Raw genomic sequence first — 16,291 nt, 5'->3', positions numbered from 1 at the left:
GGCTCTGGGACATGACAGAGCAGATGAGAATCGTTCAGCAGCGGGCACTGGGTGGCCCCGAGGTCCTGGAGGTCGCCCGGGTGCCCGTCCCCGACCTGGGCGCCACCCGGATCCTGGTGCGCGTGCACGCCGCCGGGGTCAACCCGGTCGACTGGAAGCTCCGGCAGCACGGGTACTGGCTCACGCCCCCCTTCTCCCAGGGGTTCGACGTCTCGGGGGTGGTCGTGGCCGTCTCGCAGGGGTCGAGCCGGTTCGCGGTCGGCGACGAGGTCTACGGGATGCCGAACTACCCCGACGCGCCCGACGCGTACGCCGACTACGTGGCCGCTCCGGCCCGGCGCTTCTCCCGCAAACCCGCGGGGCTCGACCACGCCCATGCCGCCGCCCTGCCGCTGGCCTCGCTCACCGCGTGGCAGGCGCTGGTCGACACCGCCGGGGTGGAGGAGGGCCAGCGCGTCCTGGTGCACGCCGCCGCGGGCGGGGTGGGCCACCTGGCCGTGCAGATCGCCAAGGCCAGGGGCGCCCACGTCATCGGCACGGCCAGTGCCGCCAAACACGGGATGCTGCGTGAACTCGGCGCCGACGAACTGGTCGACTACACCTCCGTCGACTTCACCGAGACGGTCGGTGACGTCGACGTGGTGCTCGACGGCATCGGCGGCGACTACCTGGAACGGTCGCTGCGCGTACTGCGGCCGGACGGGTTGTACATCGGCGTGTCCAACCCCCTCGAAGAGGAGGTGATCGTCGAGGCCGCCGCCGCGGCGGGAGTCCGCGGCGCCACCGTCTGCGTCGAGCCCGACCACACCCAGTGGGACGAGATCACCGCCCTGGTGGAGGCGGGCAAGCTGCGCCCGGTCGTGAGCGGGACCTTCCCGTTGGAGGAGGCCGCCAAGGCGCACGAGCACAGCCAGACCGGACGCACCGCGGGCAAGGTCGTCCTGACCCTGACCTGACTCCGGAGCCCCGCACTGCCCGCCCGTGTGGGTGGGCAGTACGGGCGGGCCGGATGCCGTGAACGTGTGCCGACGGGGCGTGTACCCTCGTGGGAGGTCAATCGGCCCAGCCCCACACACGCTCCCGTGCCCTGGAAAAACCTGGTCATGGCCCTGACGCGTGCCCCGGGGCGGGGAGTTGCTAGGAGAGGTGCCGTGAAGAAGGTCGAGCCCCAGGTCCGCCTGGTTGCACGTCCGCAGGTGGACTACGACGCGATCACCGACTACCTCAAGGAGGTCGGTGGCGAGGCGTGGCTGGAGCGGTTCGACCGGGGGGAGCTCGACGCTCACCTCAACGACCCCCAGAACCTCGCCGAGTTCGCCGGGCGCCTGTGCTACCGCTCCTGGGAGCCGGGACTGAACCCCAACGTCACCCGGGTGCGCAAGGACCAGGACCAGTACCTGGGCAACCTGCTGGCCAGCCTGCACGGCTCGGTGCTGGAGCACATCAGCTTCAGCTTCGTGCTGCACAACGTCTCCCGGGTGCTCACCCACGAGCTCATCCGGCACCGGCCCGGCGTGGCCGTCTCGCAGGAGTCGCTGCGCTTCGTGCGCCTGAGTGACCTGCCGTTCTGGTTCCCGGACTGGGCCGAGGAGGACCCGGAGCTGATGGAGCGCGCCACCGCGATGCTCCAGCAGATGGAGGAGTTCCAGTTCTGGATGGCCGAGCACTTCGGGCTCGACGACGAGGGCGTGAAGTTCGCGGAGAAGAAGCACAAGACCTCCTTCATGCGCCGCTTCGCCCCCGAGGGCGTGGCCACCGGCCTGGTGTGGACCGCCAACGTGCGCACCCTGCGCCACACCCTGGAGGCCCGCACCGCTCCCGGCGCGGAGGAGGAGATCCGCCTGCTGTTCAACCTCATCGGCGAGACGCTGAAGGAGGAGGCCCCCGCGCTCTTCGGCGACTACGCCGTCGAGGACGGCGCCTGGGTGCCGCAGTACCGCAAGGTCTGATCCCGAACCGCCGAACCGGACACGACGGCGCCCGCCCCGGACTCCCCGAGGCGGGCGCCGCCTGCTTTCACACGTCCAGCGCCCTCATGCGTTCTTCTGTTTCGGGAACGCGGGGGTCGTCGTGGTCCCGGAGGTAGTCCAGCGCGGATCCCCACGCCTGACGCGCCCGTGCAGCCTCTCCCAGCACCGCATGCGCCTCTCCCAGACCGAGCAACGCCACCGAACGGCTGTCGGCGTCCTCGTGCCTGTCGAAGACCGCGATGGCCGCACGGTACTCCGGAACGGCCTCCCAGGCCCGGCCCGTGCCGGTGAGGATCCGGCCCAGGGAGCAGCGGGCCCAGGCCGTGCTCCACTCGGCGCCGATCTCCTCGAAGGCGTCGACCGCAGTCCGGCAGTGGCCCAGAGCCTCTTCCCATCTGCCCAGATCGGCGCCGAAGTCGGCCAGGCTGAGCAGGGACATCGCCTCACCCCGCCGCTCGCCGGCCTCGCAGAAGACCGCGTGGGAGCGCTCGACATGGCCCACGGCGTCAGGGCCCCGCTCACCGCGCTGCCAGGCCACCACGCCCAACTGCCGCAGTGCGAACCCCTCCACCCACGGGTCACCGGCCTCCCGGTCGGCTTCCAGAGCGGACTCGTAGTGGTCTGCGGCCGCGCCCAGATCACCCAGCAGCCATTGGGCGTCGCCCATCCCCAGATGGTTGCGGGCCAACCCGAAGGCGTCGCCCGCGTTCTCCGCCGCCCTCAGCCCGACCGTGTGCAAGTCACGCCACGAACGCCAGTGCCGGTGCACCTCGAACAGGGGGTAGACACTGGCGGGCAGCCGCCAGGCGGTCTCGTGGTGACCGTGCTCGAAGGCGGCCTCCGTCACGGCGAGGAGGTTCGTGCGCTCGGTCTCGAACCAGGCCAGGGCCTCTTCGAGGGAGGTGAAGTCGGGTAGCTCCTGTGGCGCCCCGCCCCCGGGCACCACGGGGAAGTGCGGGTGCTCGGCCAACTGGGCTCGGGCGGCGGCGTGTGTGTACCACCGCGCGAGTCGTCCGATGCTCTCGGATACCGCGTCGGGTCCGTCCTCGGCACGGACCCGTTCCACGACGTACAGACGCACCAGGTCGTGCAGGCGGTAGCGGTCGACGTGTGGCCGTTCCACGAGGTTGGCCCTTCGCAGGCGTTCCAGAAGCCTTCGGGCCTCGGTGCCTGAGGCGCCGGTGAGCGCGGCAGCGGCGGCGGAGAACTCCGATCCCGGGTGCAGGCCCAGGCTCCGGAAGAATCGGGCGGTCCCGGGGTCCAGACCCCGGTAGGAGGCGGTCATGACGGCGCGCAGATCACTCAACTCGTCCTCCTCGGCGGCCAGTCGCACTGGAGGAGGGCACCGGGCCCTGACCCAGCAGGTGGGCCCGGTGTGATGTGGAATCAGACCTGTTTCTGGTGGTGCCGTTCAACTGCCGCGATGACGACCTCGGGGGAGATACGAACCGCGGTTTCACCGGGCAGGGGGTTCTGCACCTTCGCCCAGTCCTCCGGTGCCAGGCCAGGGCCCTGGACGACGAACTCTCCGGTGTCGCTGAGGTAGACCGAGGGGCAGCCCTTACCGCCGGACGCCGGGTCCTTGGCGAGCAGTTCCAGTTCCATAGATCTCCGTTCAGGCTTCGCGTGGGACCTTCAGGAGATGCCGAAACTAGCACGCAAGCCTTACACCACAGGGGTTCTGGCCGTTTCCGGTCCGCCTGTCGCCGGTACCTTCTCGCTGCCTGCACCTCTTCGAGCCCATGGGTCCCATCAGACGCTTTGGGGTACCGATTGATGTCGGTGACGGTCAGTGCGCCGAACGGGGAGTGAGCTCGGCCGGTCTCCTCCGAGCCGCCACTGTCGTTCTTCTCTTTCATGCTTTCTGGTTCACCACGTTTCCTTGTCGGTAGGGGCGGATGAGCGAAAAGCTCCTTCCCCCTGTCCCGGAGGCCTGTCCTCGATGTCTTCCAGCAGTTGCGGGAACGTTGGGCTTGTGACAGATCCCTGGTGCAGGGATGGGAAATGGTCCTGCTGGAGGCCGGAGCGTCGGCACCTTGAATGGTCAGGTGAGCGGAAACGGGGTGGAACGCTGCAGCCGGGGAGGGGCTGCGGCGTTCCACCGCTCTCGGGTGAGTGAGCGCTACATCAGGCCCGGGATGCACCCGCTGGCCACGGTCGGCCACCAGGCCGGGTCACGCTCGACGGCCCTCGGAGGGGTTTCCAGCAGGGAGGCCAACCGGTTCAGGTCGATGCTGTCGGCGGTTGGTTTCCGGGAACGGGTCGGATTCAGCGTCCTTTGGCACGGCGTCTCACTTCGGGTTCGAGTGTTCAGCGGGTTCACGTGATCGCGCGGAGGAGTCCGAGGAGTTCCTCGGGGGTGTCGGCACAGACCAGTCGCATGCTGCGGGTGTGCGCGGCCCAGTACTGGCGGGTGTGCCGCCCGAACCAGAGGGTCCAGCCCTGACGGCGCAGGTCCGCGAAGGTGGTGGAGGGCGCGGGCTCGGGCGGTGTGATCGCTCCGGGCCAGCGGGGGAAGGGTATGCTCGGCCGGGTCCGCTCCAGAGCGATCACCGCGCACCGCCTCCGGGTCGTGTGAGGGCTTTCCGCAGCGCCGCCGGGGTGGTGGCGGTGACCAGGGTGTGCGGGCAGGGGCAGCACCGGTGGGCCAGGGTCGCGGTGAAGACCGGCTGCCCGCGCTCGTCGTGGAGCTCGCAGATCAGGTGGGTGGGGAAATCCTCGCGTAGCCGGCGCAGCTCGGGGCTGGGGCGGAGGCTGTAGCCGGTCACGGTCACCGCTCCCACGTGCTGGTGTCGGCGGGGCGCTGGTGCGGGAGGGCCCGTGTCCTGCGGCAGGGTTCGGGCGGTCGTGGCGGGTCCCATTCCAGGGTGAAGTAGACGGCTTGGCCCCGGCGGGTGCTCTCCACGCCCCAGTCGGCGGAGAGGGCGTTGACGATGGGCAGGCCCCGTCCGTGCTCGCTGTCGGGCCCGGCGGGAACCAAGTGCAGGTGCGGCGCGGTGGAGGCGGTGCCGTTGGTCCGTACGCTGACGCGCAGGCAGCTGCGGAAGGCCATCGCGGAGACGAAGAACGCCCCGCCGCGGTCCCGCATGGGGGAGTGCAGCAGGGCGTTGGTGATGAGCTCGCTGGTGATGAGCAGGGCGTCGTCGGTGGCCGGGGTCGGGACGCAGGCCAGGTCCAGTCGCCGACGCAGCCAGTCGCGGGCCTCCCGCACTGAGCAGAGCTGTCCGGGGAACCTCCCGAGGTAACGCCGGAGCTCAGACCGCTGCGGGGGCGGGGATGTGGGAGTACTAGGGTTGTACACAGGTCCTCACCTGTCCTTAGCAGGTTGTGGGCTCAGGCCCTGTCCAGGCGGTCACAACGCCCGGACAGGGCCGTTTTTGTTGCACACGGCTACGAGGAACTTTGGGAAGCCATCCCTCAGTCGTGCCCTTGGTCTCTATCATTAACACCACAGACTGTTAATGCAAGCCATCTTTAATAGTTCGTCGCATTTTTAGTTCACGTGACAAGGCTGGAGGCTGGCAAGATGGGCCGACGTACATCAGACAACGCCATGAGTGGAGTGACCATGAGGACGCGGCTCAGCCTGTCAGTGCGTGGGAAGCGCCTCCTACGCGAGCTGCGGCGCCTGCGTGACGAGCGGGAGATGAGCCCTGAAGACGTCGCCAGGCAACTCGGCTGGCACAAGACGAAGCTGTACCGCATCGAACGTGGCGAGAGTCGACTCATCCTTGATGATCTGGACGAGCTGTTGGAGCTGTACGGGGTGCGCTCGCCGGAGCGCGAATCCCTCTTCCAGCTGGGCAAGGACGCATGGAAGCGGGGGTGGTGGCTGGCCTATCGAGACCTCTATCAGGGCGAGAGCTTCTTCGTGATGGAGAACGATGCGGCCAAGATCAGCGTCTACGCTCCCAACCTGCTGCCTGGCTTGCTCCAGACCGAGGAGTACGCACGTGCTTCGATCCAGGCCATGCACGCTACTGGTGATGTCGAAGAGATGGCGCGGCAGCTGGCTGTGCGGATAGAGCGCCAAGGAATCCTTGCTCGTGAGAACCCGCCTGAGGTGCTGGCTGTTCTCGATGAGGTTGTGCTCAGGCGTGCTGTCCTGGATGAGGGCGTGCACTACGGCCAACTCAGCAGGCTGATCGAGCTCAATCAGACTCCTAACATCACCATCCAGGTCATCCCCTTCTCCTCAGGGGTGTACATGGGGCAAGAAGGTCAGTTCACCATCTTTGAGTTCCCCGACGCGGAGGATGCTCCGGTCGCCTACCAGGAAGGGCTGTTCGGGGACGTATACGTCGAAGACTCCACCGATGTAGCTCGGTATACCCTGGCAGCCGCAAGGTTCAGGGAAGTTGCGCTGGATGCAAGTGCCTCCACTGAGTTCATCCGTGGTCTGTTGAAGGAGACGGGATAGATGGCTGTTGAGCCCACACAGGCGCTTTGGCGTACCAGTAGCTATAGCGGTACCGGTAAGGAGTGCGTCGAGGTGGCCGACGTGGAGTCCGGCACGCTTGTCCGTGACTCCAAGCAGCCTGAGCTGGGACACCTGTCGTTCACCCCGGCTGAGTGGCAGCCTTTCGTCTCCTCCCTGAGAGCCTTCAGCACCACCGTGTAGCTCGATGTCTTGGTCCCGGGCGCCCGCGCGGCCCCGGGACTCCTCTTGTCCCGCCTCCTGCTGGTTCCAGTGCCCGGACGTCTCCTTCCGCGACCTCCACGAAGGGCTGCTCCTCGGTGAGCGCCAGCGGCGTCACCTGGAACTGGCCTGGGACTGCCCCCAGCTCAACGGAGGATTTCCGGTGCTGGGGCCGGTCAGTAGAGCTCGTCGAGTTCCCTCAGCCGCCGACGCAGCTCACGGGCCCGGTACGGGGTCATGGCGCAGGCGACGGCGCTGACCAGTGACCGTGCCTGTCGGGGGTCGTCCCGGCCGACGGTCCGAAGGCGGCGGTGCGGGAGGCGCACGAACACGGCCCAGGCCCCGATCAGCTCGCACACGGCACCGGGGTACAGGTCCGGCCGCTGGTGTTCGATGCGGGCGATCTCCGCGCAGGCCTGTGCGGACAGTCCCGGAATCGCGAAGGGGCGGCCGTGGTGATGGCGTTCGCGGCGTGGGACGGCGGCCCGGATGCTTCCGGGGCGGCGGCGCGGCACTGGCACTTCCGGTGTTCGTCGGCGGTACTCCGCACCCTGCCAGAGCCGCCTGGCCCCGGATGACCCGTGGCCCGGACCCAACTCAGGACAGGGGCGGGGCGTGCGGACACCAAGGGAAGACGCTCTACGCCACCTGCGGGTTCATGACCGGTACTTCCTTGGCCACGGACCGGTCGGGTGGCTCGTACGCGGGGTGGGACCGGGTAGGGGCGGGGGGTGATCGGGGAATGGAACGTCCCCGACTCCGAGAGCTCAGGAAGGGGATGTCCCGTGACAGGTGAACTCGTACCCGAGAACCTCGTCGGCCACCGTGTGCTCGACACCGAGGGCAACAACGTGGGGAAGATCAACCAGGTGTTCCTCGACGACAGGACGGGGGAACCGAGCTGGGTGTCGGTCCACACGGGCCTGTTCGGCATGAAGGAGACCCTCGTCCCGCTCCAGGGCGCGCGCCCGGTGGAGGAGGACATCCAGGTCCCCTACGACAAGGCGACCGTCAAGGACGCACCGAACGTCGACGCCGACCGCCACGTCTCCCCGGAGGACGAGGCGCTCGTCCGGGACTACTTCGCTCAGCACGGGGGAGTGCCCCGGCAGGCCAGGGGAGACTCCGGGACGGCCGGAACCGGCACGGAGGCCGGGCCGGTCGGCGGCGCCGCGGGGACGCCGGTGCCCGAGGGCCACGGCCAGTTCGCGGACCGGCGCGAGGGCAGGGGCGACGAGCCCGACGCCGGACGGGCCGAAACCACACCCGGAGCGGCCGTCGGGGACGCCGACGACCCGCTCGCCGCGCCCGCGGAACGCCGCAGTGACGAGCGTCTGGGCCGGCCGGGCGCCCCGGACGACGAGGACGTGTCGGTCATCCGCCACGAGGAGCAGGTGGACATCGGCGTCGAGCGGCGTGAGGGCGGGCACGCGCGGATGCGCAAGCACGTCGAGACCGAGCGCTTCGACGAGACCGTCCCGCTGCACCACGACGAGCTGGAGGTGGAGCGCAGGCCGATCACCGACCCCTCACAGGTCTCGGACACCGGGACCATGGAGGAGGGGGAGGAGACCTTCACCCTCTACGAGGAGCGCCCGGTCGTCTCCAAGGAGGAGGTCCCGGTCGAGGAGATCCACGTGCGCAAGCGCGACGTCGCCCGTGAGGAGCACGTCGAGGGCGAACGCCGCAGGGAGCGGATCGAGTTCGAGGACGACGAGGGGGAGGAGCCGCCCAGGTACTGACCTGAGCCGCTGTGAAAGCGGTCGGCCTCCGGACGTCGGGTGGCCCCTCCGGGCGGGGGGCCACCCGTTCTTTTCGTCGTTTCTTCCGTCCGTCGGCCCGGTGGCCGCCGCAGCCCCTGACGCGGTCCCCGCCCCGACGCGCTCCGGCCCGGGACCGGTTTCGGTCGCTTTCCAGCACGAATATCGGGAATGCGCTTTCCATGCTAGCTTCTGCCACTCCACGTGTTCCGAGCGTGCCCCCCAGTGCGCTCACCCCCTCCGGACACCGCTCCGGAGCCCGCTGACATGGAGCAGACATGACAGACAAGACCCCCTCGAGGAGGGCGAACAGGCGGCGCCGCCCGCCGTGGATCGCGGCGGCCGCCGCCGCGACCACCCTGGCGGCCGCGGCAGCCCTGGTCCTCGACCCGTTCGCCGACCGGACCGGTCAGGAACTGCAGAGCGGTAGCGAACCCCTGGTCACGGCCGCCGACATCTCCCCGGACGGCGAGTACGTCCTGGTCAACCAGCACAGCGGCCTGGCCGCCGACGTCACCGGCGGCTCGCTCGACAGCGGTGCGGAACTCATCCAGTGGGAGCGCACCGACCGCCCCTGGCAGCGGTTCCGCTTCGTCCCGGGCGGGGACGGCTTCTTCAGCCTCGTCAACGTGCACAGCGGTATGGCCGTGGACGTGTGGGAACGCTCCACCGAGGACGGGGCGCAGATCCGCCAGTACGAGCCCAACGGCGGCCACCACCAGCAGTGGGAGCCCGTCGACAGCGCCGGAGGCGTGTCCCTGGTCAACCGGCACAGCGGTAAGGCGCTGGAGGTGTGGGACTGGAGCGAGGAGCCCGGCGGACGCCTGTCCCAGTTCGACCACCACGGCGGTGCCAGCCAGGTCTGGTCCGTGGTCCGCGTCGACGAGGGGGACGAGGCGGCCGACTGCGGTGAGGGCGACGCCCACGCCGAGGCCGTCCTCAACGGCTCCACGTGGACCTCGCGCGCCGGGGGCGGCGTCCTCTACGAGGGCGGCGACATGCTCCAGGCGATGCGCGCGGCCGTGGACGGACTCACCCCGGGCCGCACGTCCCAGGAGCGGGTCGTCGTCCGGGGAACGGGCACGGTTCCGGCCGACGCCTCGCTCGACCTGCCCAGCCACACCTCGCTGGAGGTGTGCGGCACCATCGACGTGACCGGTGAACCCGGTGCCGGGCACGCTCCCGTCCGGATCCGCCACGCGGAGAACGTGTCGGTCCCGCATCTGACCCTGACCGGCCACCCGTACTTCGGGGTGTACGTGCGCACCTCCGAGAACGTCCACCTGGGACAGCTCGACCTGCGCCTGTCCGGCGGCCTCGGCGTGCGGATCGACAGCCGCGACGACGACTCGGTCCGCCAGGCGCGGGACATCCGCGTCGACGACGTCTTCGTCTCCGGGACCGGGAGCCACGGCGTGGAGACCTACGGCGTGGACGGGCTGACCATCGGCACCGTCACGGCGCGGGACACCGGTTACTCGGGCCTGCTGCTCAACGACACCGTCAACGCCGACGTCGGCCTGGTCGACGCCGAGGGCGCGGGGACCGGCACCGGGTACGCGGCGTTCCGGATGGCCAACCGCAACGGCCGGGTCGGCGACGGGTACCCCGCCAACATCAGGGTCGGCGAGGTCCGGGCGCGCGGCGGCGGCCGCGGGATCTTCTGCGTGTCCGAAAGCGGCGGCGCCGTGATCGAGCGCGTGGACATCGCCGGAACCGGCAACAACGCCGTACTCGTCGAGAACTGCTACAACGTCACCCTCGCAGAGCAGAGCGGTACGGTCGCCGGGCCGGGCGGTATCCGGATCGCCGCCCGCTCCGAGTTCCCCAACTCCCGTGACATCACCTTCGCCAACCTGACGCTGGTGGACACCGAGCTCCGTGAGGACCCGTGCGGGCAGAACACGGTCGTCCGCGACATCACCTGGCAGAACAGCCGGGACAACACCTGCTGACATCCGGGGCCGGGTACGCCTGAGCACGGCCCGTCCCCCCTGCGGCACCGCACACCGGGTGGCCCTCCGCCGGAGGGCCACCCGGCTCCGTCTGCGGCGGTGCCGGGCGTACGATGCCCCGCGTGTCGCGCCCCAGGGCCGCGACCGTCCCCGAACACGGACCTGAAAGGCCGGGCCATGACCGACCAGCCCCGTACGACGATCTTCCGCGACCTGCGCCCGATGGGCGGTGCCGCCGTCGACCTCGTGGTGTCCGACGGCCTCGTCGCCGGGTCGGGGCCCCGCGGGGGCGCCCTCTCCGACGGTACGGAGCACACCGTCGACTGCGGGGGGCGTATCGCCCTGCCCACCCTGGTCGACGCGCACATCCACCCGGACAAGACCACCTGGGGAGAGCCCTGGCACTCCCGCCGTCCCGCCCGGGGCATCGCCGAACTGGGCGCACAGGACGCCGAACTCTTCCGGTCCCTGCCCACCCCGGTCGCGGTCCGGGCCGAGCGCCTCATGGCCCACGCCGTCACCCGCGGCACACGGGCCATGCGCGCCCACGCCGACGTCGCCCCCGTCTTCGGGCTGGAGGGGCTGGAGGGCGTCCGCCGTGCCGCCGACCGGCTCTCCCACGCCCTGGACGTACGGACCGTCGCCTTCCCCCAGCACGGTGTCCGCCGTTCACCGGGGACCGACTCCCTCCTGGAGGAGGCCGTCCGCACCGGCACGGCCGACCTGGTCGGAGGGATCGACCCGGAGGGGTTCGACGGGGACCCCGACGGCCAACTCGACCTCGTCTTCGGTATCGCCGACCGGCACCGGGTCGGTGTGGACGTCCACCTGCACGATGACGGCCCCGTGGGTTCGCGGACGCTGTGGTCGGTCGTCGAGCGCACCCGTGCCCTGGACATGGGCGGCAACGTGACGGTCAGCCACGCCTTCGGGGTGGCCGGCGCGGGTGAGGAGTTCGACGCCCTGGCCGCAGCCCTCGGCGAGGCCGGAATCGCGCTGACCACCGTCGCTCCGGACCCGGCCCGGGTCCTGCCCCTCGCCCGGCTGCGCGCCCACGGGGTCAGGGTCGGGGTGGGGTCCGACGGTGTCCGCGACTCCTGGAGCCCCTTCGGTGACGCCGACATGCTCCACCGGACCCACCTGCTGGCCAGGGCCCTGCGCGCCCGCCTGGACGAGGACCTGTCGGACGCCTACCTCACGGCCGCGCACACCGGCGCCGGGCTGGTCGGACTTCCCGTCGCCGACCTCTCTCCGGGCGCACCCGCGGACTTCCTCCTGGTGGAGGGCGAGTGCCTGCCCCAGGTCGTGGTGGACGTGCCGCAGCGCCACGCGGTCGTCCGCGCGGGAAGGGTCGTCGCCCGGCAGGGGCGTCTGGTCTGAGCGCAGGGCGGCCGTCGCTCCCCGGTGCCCGAATGCGGGGGGACGATCCGGTGCCTTTCCGGCCCGCCCGGGTAGGGGGTCTCCGACCAGAAGAAATCTGAAAGCCTTGTGCACTAGGTTTCTGGGAGTGGAGGAACGCCGCGGACCGGTGGCGACACCGGGGACAGCGGCGGACAGGTGTGCCCGGGCCTGCCACCGGGGGCTCGGGTCGGTCAGGACGGGGCCGGCCCACCCACGCCGAGGCGGTCAGGACGGGGCCGCCGGGGTATCAGATCGGGGCGGCGGTCGGTGGGAGAGCGCCGACCGCCGCCCCGCCCCCGTCCGTCACTGCAGCGGCCTACCCTCGCAGTGCAGGCCGACGAGAGGACGGGTGAGTCGCATGGGTCAGAGGCAGGAACGCGTCGACCGGGGCGCGCGGGTCGTCGCGGCACCGGCGGCGGTGGTCTACCGAGCCATGACCGAACAGGGCAGCCTGGAGGCCTGGCTGCCCCCCGAGGACATGACCGGCAGGGTCGAGCGTTTCGATCCGCGGCCCGGCGGCGGGTTCCGCATGGTCCTGACCTACCTCGACGCGGGTACCGGGCAGGGCAAGACCTCGGACTCGACCGACGCCACCGAGATCGAGTTCGTGGAACTGGTGCCCGACGAGCGGGTCGTGCAGCGTGTCGTCTTCGACTCCGAGGAGCCCGACTTCTCCGGGACGATGACGATGACCTGGCTGCTCACGGCGGTCCCGGGAGGAACCCGGGTGACCGTCGAGGCGACCGGGGTGCCCCCGGGCATCAGCCCCGGGGACCACGCTGCGGGGCTCGCCTCCTCACTGGCCAACCTCGCGGCCCACGTCGAACCCGGGTGCCCCGGCAGGGCCTGACCCCGTCCTGCCCGGTGCCCGCCCCTCCCGTCGCCCACCCCACCGTCAGCCGCAGGAGGGGCGGCGCGCTCCGCTGCCGTCCGATGGCTCCTTCCGGGCCTTCCTGGTGTGTCCTGCCTGGTCGGGACAGACCGGGCGTTTAAGGTCGCACTGTCGGCCGCCGGCACGGAGGGGGAGTGCGATGAGCGAGGACGTGAGCGGGGAGAGCACCGGGGAGGCCTCCGGCGCAGGGGCCGGAGCGGACGCGGGCACCCGCGCCGAACCGCGCGGACGCGAAGCCGAGCCGGGTCGGGGCCACACCATCGTCGTGGGGGCCGGAATGTCCGGGCTGGCCGCCGCGGACCGGTTGGCCGAACAGGGTGAACGCGTCACCGTGCTGGAGGCCCGCGACCGGACCGGGGGGCGGATCCACTCGGTGCGCCCGTGGGACGGCGTGACCCTGGACGTCGGGGCCTCGTGGATGCGCGGTGAGGAGAACAACCCGCTGTCCCGGCTGGTGGCGGAGGTGGGCGTGCGCACCGCCGTGTTCAACCGCTCCACCGAGACCGCCTACGACCCCAAGGGGCGCAGGCTCCTGTTCGACCGGCACCGCCGCAACCTGGAGGACGTCAACCTCCTCCACGAGCACATGTACTGGGCGACGGTCGGTGCGAGCCCCGAGGAGTCCATGGAGGAGGGCATCAACCACGCCCTCTACGACGCCAACCTCGTGCGCTCCCGGGCCAGGGACGCGGCGGAGATCGTCCACCGCCTCGCCGAGGCCGACCACGGCGCCGACGCCGAGGAGATCGCCTTCTCCGCGGTCGCCTCCCAGCACGAGTTCAGCGGTGACGACGTGGTCTTCCCCGACGGGATGGGCCAGCTCACCGACCACCTCGCCCGGGGCCTGGACGTACGCCTGGAACACGTGGTGCTGGCGGTCTCCCACGACGGCGACGGCGTCGGCGTGCGGGTGGACACCCCCGACGGCGAGGAGACGCTGACGGCCGACCGGGTCCTGGTCACCCTGCCGCTGGGGGTGCTCCAGGCAGGGCGGGTCGACTTCGAGCCGGCCCTGCCCGCGGACAAACAGGACTCCCTGGAGCGTCTGGGCAACGGGCGCCTGGAGAAGCTCTTCCTGCGCTTCGACGAGGTCTTCTGGGGCGACGCCGAGGTCCTGGTCCACCTGGGGACCGAGGAGGGCGCCTGGTTCCACTGGTACGCCGGACAGAACGTCTTCGGTGAGCCCGTCCTGGTCAGCCGTAACGGCGGGAAGGCGGCCCGGTTCCTCGCGCGGATGGATGAGGGGGACGTGGTCGAGCACGCGATGGCGTCCCTGCGCGGCATGTTCAAGAAGGCACCGGACCCGGTCGACCACTACCTGACGCACTGGATGGACGACCCCTTCGCCAGGGGAGGGTTCTCCTTCACCGCGGTCGGTGCCGGAGACGGCGACCGCGCCGCACTGGGCGAGCCGATCGGCGACCGGGTCTTCTTCGCGGGCGAGGCCACCGAGATCGAGCACACCGCCACGGTGCACGGGGCCCTGCTGTCGGGGCGCCGGGAGGCCGAGCGCATCCTCTCGGCGGACTGAGCGCCGGAGGCCGGGCCGGGCGCCGGCTCGGGGGCGGTCCGCCGACCGAGGCGCGGCGGGCCCGGTCCGCCCCGGCCGTGCCGACGACGGACCGGGCGGAATCCCGACACTTCACTGTGCTTCAGGTCACATGCTAGTTTCGCGTGGTCGTACCCGTCCCCCAAGGCACCGACTTTCGCTCCCCTGATCGCCCAGGTGCCGTGAGTGTGAAGGAACCCCCATGCCGGCCATAGCAGTCCTTCTCGGGGCCCTGGCGCTGTTCGCCCTCGGTTACCGCTTCTACTCGGCCTACCTCGCGAAACGGGTCTACGCGCTGGATCCGGACTTCGTCACACCCGCCCACGCCTACAAGGACGGGATCGACTACGTCCCGACCAGCAAACACATCGTCTTCGCCCACCACTTCATCTCCGTGGCCGGGGCGGCGCCGATCGTCGGGCCGGCCATCGCCGTCTTCTGGGGCTGGGGGCCCGCGCTCCTGTGGGTGGTGCTCGGGACGATCTTCGCCTCCGGAGCCCACGACTTCGGGGCGATCGTGGTTTCGGTCCGGCACCGGGGCAGGAGCATCGGGGCGCTGGCCAAGGACGTGATCGGCACCCGGGCCAGACTCCTCTTCCTGCTGATCATCTTCTTCCTGGTGACCATGGTCAACGCGGTGTTCGCAGTGATCATCGCGGGTCTGCTCATCGCCAACCCCGAGGCCGTGCTGCCCGTCCTGGTCACCATCCCGCTGGCGATCGGGGTGGGTCAGGTCGTCTACCGCAGGCGCAGCGCCGCTCTCGTACCCTCACTGATCAGCCTGGTGGTCGTCTACGCGTGCATTCCGCTCGGGCAGGCGCTGCCCGTCACCGTGGACCCGATCGCGAACCTGGCGGGCGTCGAGCCCGCCCTGGTGTGGCTGGTGCTGATCTTCGTCTACACCTTCTTCACCTCGCGTCTGCCGGTGTGGATGCTGTTGCAGCCGCGCGACTACATCAACCAGCAGCAGATGCTGCTGGGCCTGCTCGTCATCATGGTCGGCATCATCGTGGGCATGAACGCCATCGAGGCCCCGGCGCTGCGCGGCGACCTGCCCGAGGGTTCCCCGCCCATCTTCCCGTTGCTGTTCATCACCATCGCCTGTGGCGCGGTGTCCGGTTTCCACAGCCTGGTCGCCTCGGGAACGACCTCCAAGCAGTTGGACAAGGAGCCCGACGCCCGCTACGTGGGCTACCTGAGCTCGCTCGGCGAGGGCGCCCTGGCGGTCTGCTCCATCCTGGCCTGCACCGCGGGCATCATGGTCTTCTCCGCCAACCAGGGAACGGCCTGGACCGACATCTACGTCGACTGGGCCGCCGCGGGGACCAACCCGGCGGGCCGTTTCACCGAGGGTGTGGCCGGGTTCGCGTCCAACATCGGCATCCCCGAGAGCGTGGGGCTGGTGTTCGCCACGGTGGTCGTGGTGAGCTTCGCCGCGACCAGCCTGGACACCGCCGTCCGGCTCCAGCGCTACACGGTCCAGGAGATCAGCGCCATCGTCAGGGAACGGGCCGCCGAGGGCGGTGCCCTCCGGCGCGCCGCGCACTTCCTGTCGCGCAACATCACCGCGGCCACACTGGTCGCGGTGGTGATCCCCTTCGTGCTGGCGCTCGTTCCGGGCAACTTCGCCGCGGGCACCCTGTGGCAGCTCTTCGGCACCACCAACCAGCTGACCGCCGGCCTGGCGCTGTCCGTCATCGCCGTGTGGGTCACCAAGAGGGGGCGCAACCCCGTCGCGATCCTGGTGCCGCTGGTGTTCCTCGCCGTGATGACCTCGTGGGCCCTCATCGTGCAGCTGCGGGACTTCGTGCTGAGCACCGACCCCATGCAGCGCTTCGTGCTCGCCCCGTTGGACCTGGTCATCTTCGTCCTGGCCGTGTGGATGATGGTGGAGGCCTTCCTCGCCCTGCGCAGGGCCTTCGCCGAGCGGTCCGCCGACCCGGGACAGGACCCGCGGGAGGACGGCGCGGCCGCCGGGGAGGCCCTCGAAGGGGACGAGAGGTCCTGAACTCCGCGTGCGGGCGCCCGGGTTACGGGCGCCCGCACACCGCTCCCGGTAAGGCTGGCCGGTTCCGGTCCCGCCAGGACGCCCGGACAGGCCCGGGCCCTCGCCTGGCGTCCGCCA

The 16,291-nt window shown here is 70.5% G+C and carries 16 protein-coding genes; 10 read left to right on the top strand and 6 right to left on the bottom strand.

Annotated features, from left to right (window positions below; all coding sequences use genetic code 11):
• Positions 1 to 11 precede the first annotated feature (11 nt).
• Together IE195_RS14850 and thyX are read left to right on the top strand one after the other, a co-directional pair.
• On the top strand, positions 12 to 956 hold the full coding sequence (locus tag IE195_RS14850; protein WP_191271782.1) for an NADP-dependent oxidoreductase: 945 nt from the start codon (positions 12 to 14) through the stop codon (positions 954 to 956).
• Positions 957 to 1,151: 195 nt separating this feature from the next.
• Positions 1,152 to 1,949 (top strand): FAD-dependent thymidylate synthase, encoded by a 798-nt coding sequence (thyX, locus tag IE195_RS14845; protein ID WP_191271780.1) that lies wholly within the window; start codon positions 1,152 to 1,154, stop codon positions 1,947 to 1,949.
• A 67-nt stretch (positions 1,950 to 2,016) separates the two neighbouring features.
• Here thyX and IE195_RS14840 read toward each other — a convergent pair whose 3' ends face one another.
• The 5 genes from IE195_RS14840 to IE195_RS14820 form a co-directional block, all read right to left on the bottom strand.
• On the bottom strand, positions 2,017 to 3,303 hold the full coding sequence (locus tag IE195_RS14840; protein ID WP_229826230.1) for a tetratricopeptide repeat protein: 1,287 nt from the start codon (positions 3,301 to 3,303) through the stop codon (positions 2,017 to 2,019).
• Between the two features lie 53 nt (positions 3,304 to 3,356).
• Positions 3,357 to 3,575 carry a hypothetical protein gene (locus IE195_RS14835; protein ID WP_191271778.1) on the bottom strand — a complete coding sequence of 73 codons (219 nt, stop codon included), beginning with the start codon at positions 3,573 to 3,575 and terminating at the stop codon, positions 3,357 to 3,359.
• Between the two features lie 714 nt (positions 3,576 to 4,289).
• A complete protein-coding gene (locus IE195_RS14830) occupies positions 4,290 to 4,523 on the bottom strand; it encodes a hypothetical protein (protein WP_191271776.1) in 234 nt (77 codons plus the stop codon).
• A complete protein-coding gene (locus IE195_RS14825; protein ID WP_191271774.1) occupies positions 4,520 to 4,738 on the bottom strand; it encodes a hypothetical protein in 219 nt (72 codons plus the stop codon). The genes IE195_RS14830 and IE195_RS14825 overlap by 4 nt, the downstream gene beginning before the upstream one ends.
• Before the next feature lie 2 nt (positions 4,739 to 4,740).
• Complete coding sequence (locus IE195_RS14820) at positions 4,741 to 5,271, bottom strand: ATP-binding protein (RefSeq protein ID WP_191271772.1); 531 nt, start codon at positions 5,269 to 5,271, stop codon at positions 4,741 to 4,743.
• A 267-nt stretch (positions 5,272 to 5,538) separates the two neighbouring features.
• Here IE195_RS14820 and IE195_RS14815 point away from each other — a divergent pair, with 267 nt between their 5' ends.
• Together IE195_RS14815 and IE195_RS14810 are read left to right on the top strand one after the other, a co-directional pair.
• Complete coding sequence (locus tag IE195_RS14815) at positions 5,539 to 6,390, top strand: DUF5753 domain-containing protein (RefSeq protein ID WP_191271770.1); 852 nt, start codon at positions 5,539 to 5,541, stop codon at positions 6,388 to 6,390.
• Entirely contained in the window at positions 6,391 to 6,591 is a 201-nt protein-coding gene (locus IE195_RS14810; protein WP_191271768.1) for a DUF397 domain-containing protein, read from the top strand.
• 194 nt (positions 6,592 to 6,785) lie between these two features.
• Here IE195_RS14810 and IE195_RS14805 read toward each other — a convergent pair whose 3' ends face one another.
• Complete coding sequence (locus tag IE195_RS14805; RefSeq protein ID WP_191271766.1) at positions 6,786 to 7,130, bottom strand: hypothetical protein; 345 nt, start codon at positions 7,128 to 7,130, stop codon at positions 6,786 to 6,788.
• A gap of 264 nt (positions 7,131 to 7,394) precedes the next feature.
• Between IE195_RS14805 and IE195_RS14800 the strand changes: the two genes are divergently transcribed.
• The 6 genes from IE195_RS14800 (at position 7,395) to IE195_RS14775 (ending at position 16,174) form a co-directional block, all read left to right on the top strand.
• Complete coding sequence (locus IE195_RS14800; RefSeq protein ID WP_191271764.1) at positions 7,395 to 8,351, top strand: PRC and DUF2382 domain-containing protein; 957 nt, start codon at positions 7,395 to 7,397, stop codon at positions 8,349 to 8,351.
• Between the two features lie 296 nt (positions 8,352 to 8,647).
• The gene (locus IE195_RS14795) at positions 8,648 to 10,324 is read left to right on the top strand and encodes an RICIN domain-containing protein (protein WP_191271762.1); all 1,677 of its coding nucleotides are present in this window, start codon (positions 8,648 to 8,650) and stop codon (positions 10,322 to 10,324) included.
• A gap of 177 nt (positions 10,325 to 10,501) precedes the next feature.
• Positions 10,502 to 11,704, top strand: coding sequence for an amidohydrolase (locus IE195_RS14790; protein WP_191271760.1), 1,203 nt, complete (start codon positions 10,502 to 10,504; stop codon positions 11,702 to 11,704).
• A 379-nt stretch (positions 11,705 to 12,083) separates the two neighbouring features.
• Positions 12,084 to 12,575 (top strand): SRPBCC domain-containing protein, encoded by a 492-nt coding sequence (locus IE195_RS14785; protein ID WP_191271758.1) that lies wholly within the window; start codon positions 12,084 to 12,086, stop codon positions 12,573 to 12,575.
• Between the two features lie 181 nt (positions 12,576 to 12,756).
• On the top strand, positions 12,757 to 14,148 hold the full coding sequence (locus tag IE195_RS14780) for a flavin monoamine oxidase family protein (protein WP_191271756.1): 1,392 nt from the start codon (positions 12,757 to 12,759) through the stop codon (positions 14,146 to 14,148).
• Positions 14,149 to 14,368: 220 nt separating this feature from the next.
• Positions 14,369 to 16,174 (top strand): carbon starvation CstA family protein, encoded by a 1,806-nt coding sequence (locus tag IE195_RS14775; RefSeq protein WP_191271754.1) that lies wholly within the window; start codon positions 14,369 to 14,371, stop codon positions 16,172 to 16,174.
• Positions 16,175 to 16,291: the final 117 nt, after the last annotated feature.

Source organism: Nocardiopsis terrae, assembly GCF_014651695.1.
GTDB lineage: Bacteria > Actinomycetota > Actinomycetes > Streptosporangiales > Streptosporangiaceae > Nocardiopsis > Nocardiopsis terrae.
This window is presented reverse-complemented; position numbering and strand designations above follow the sequence as displayed.

What these genes read in the sequence shown, in the direction of transcription:
- IE195_RS14795 (WP_191271762.1), top strand. Translation starts at nt 8,648, where the DNA reads ATGACAGACAAGACCCCCTCGAGGAGGGCGAACAGGCGGCGCCGCCCG.
- IE195_RS14810 (WP_191271768.1), top strand. Translation starts at nt 6,391, where the DNA reads ATGGCTGTTGAGCCCACACAGGCGCTTTGGCGTACCAGTAGCTATAGC.
- IE195_RS14835 (WP_191271778.1), bottom strand. Translation starts at nt 3,575, where the DNA reads ATGGAACTGGAACTGCTCGCCAAGGACCCGGCGTCCGGCGGTAAGGGC.
- IE195_RS14775 (WP_191271754.1), top strand. Translation starts at nt 14,369, where the DNA reads ATGCCGGCCATAGCAGTCCTTCTCGGGGCCCTGGCGCTGTTCGCCCTC.
- IE195_RS14850 (WP_191271782.1), top strand. Translation starts at nt 12, where the DNA reads ATGACAGAGCAGATGAGAATCGTTCAGCAGCGGGCACTGGGTGGCCCC.
- IE195_RS14785 (WP_191271758.1), top strand. Translation starts at nt 12,084, where the DNA reads ATGGGTCAGAGGCAGGAACGCGTCGACCGGGGCGCGCGGGTCGTCGCG.
- IE195_RS14790 (WP_191271760.1), top strand. Translation starts at nt 10,502, where the DNA reads ATGACCGACCAGCCCCGTACGACGATCTTCCGCGACCTGCGCCCGATG.
- IE195_RS14780 (WP_191271756.1), top strand. Translation starts at nt 12,757, where the DNA reads ATGAGCGAGGACGTGAGCGGGGAGAGCACCGGGGAGGCCTCCGGCGCA.
- IE195_RS14815 (WP_191271770.1), top strand. Translation starts at nt 5,539, where the DNA reads ATGAGGACGCGGCTCAGCCTGTCAGTGCGTGGGAAGCGCCTCCTACGC.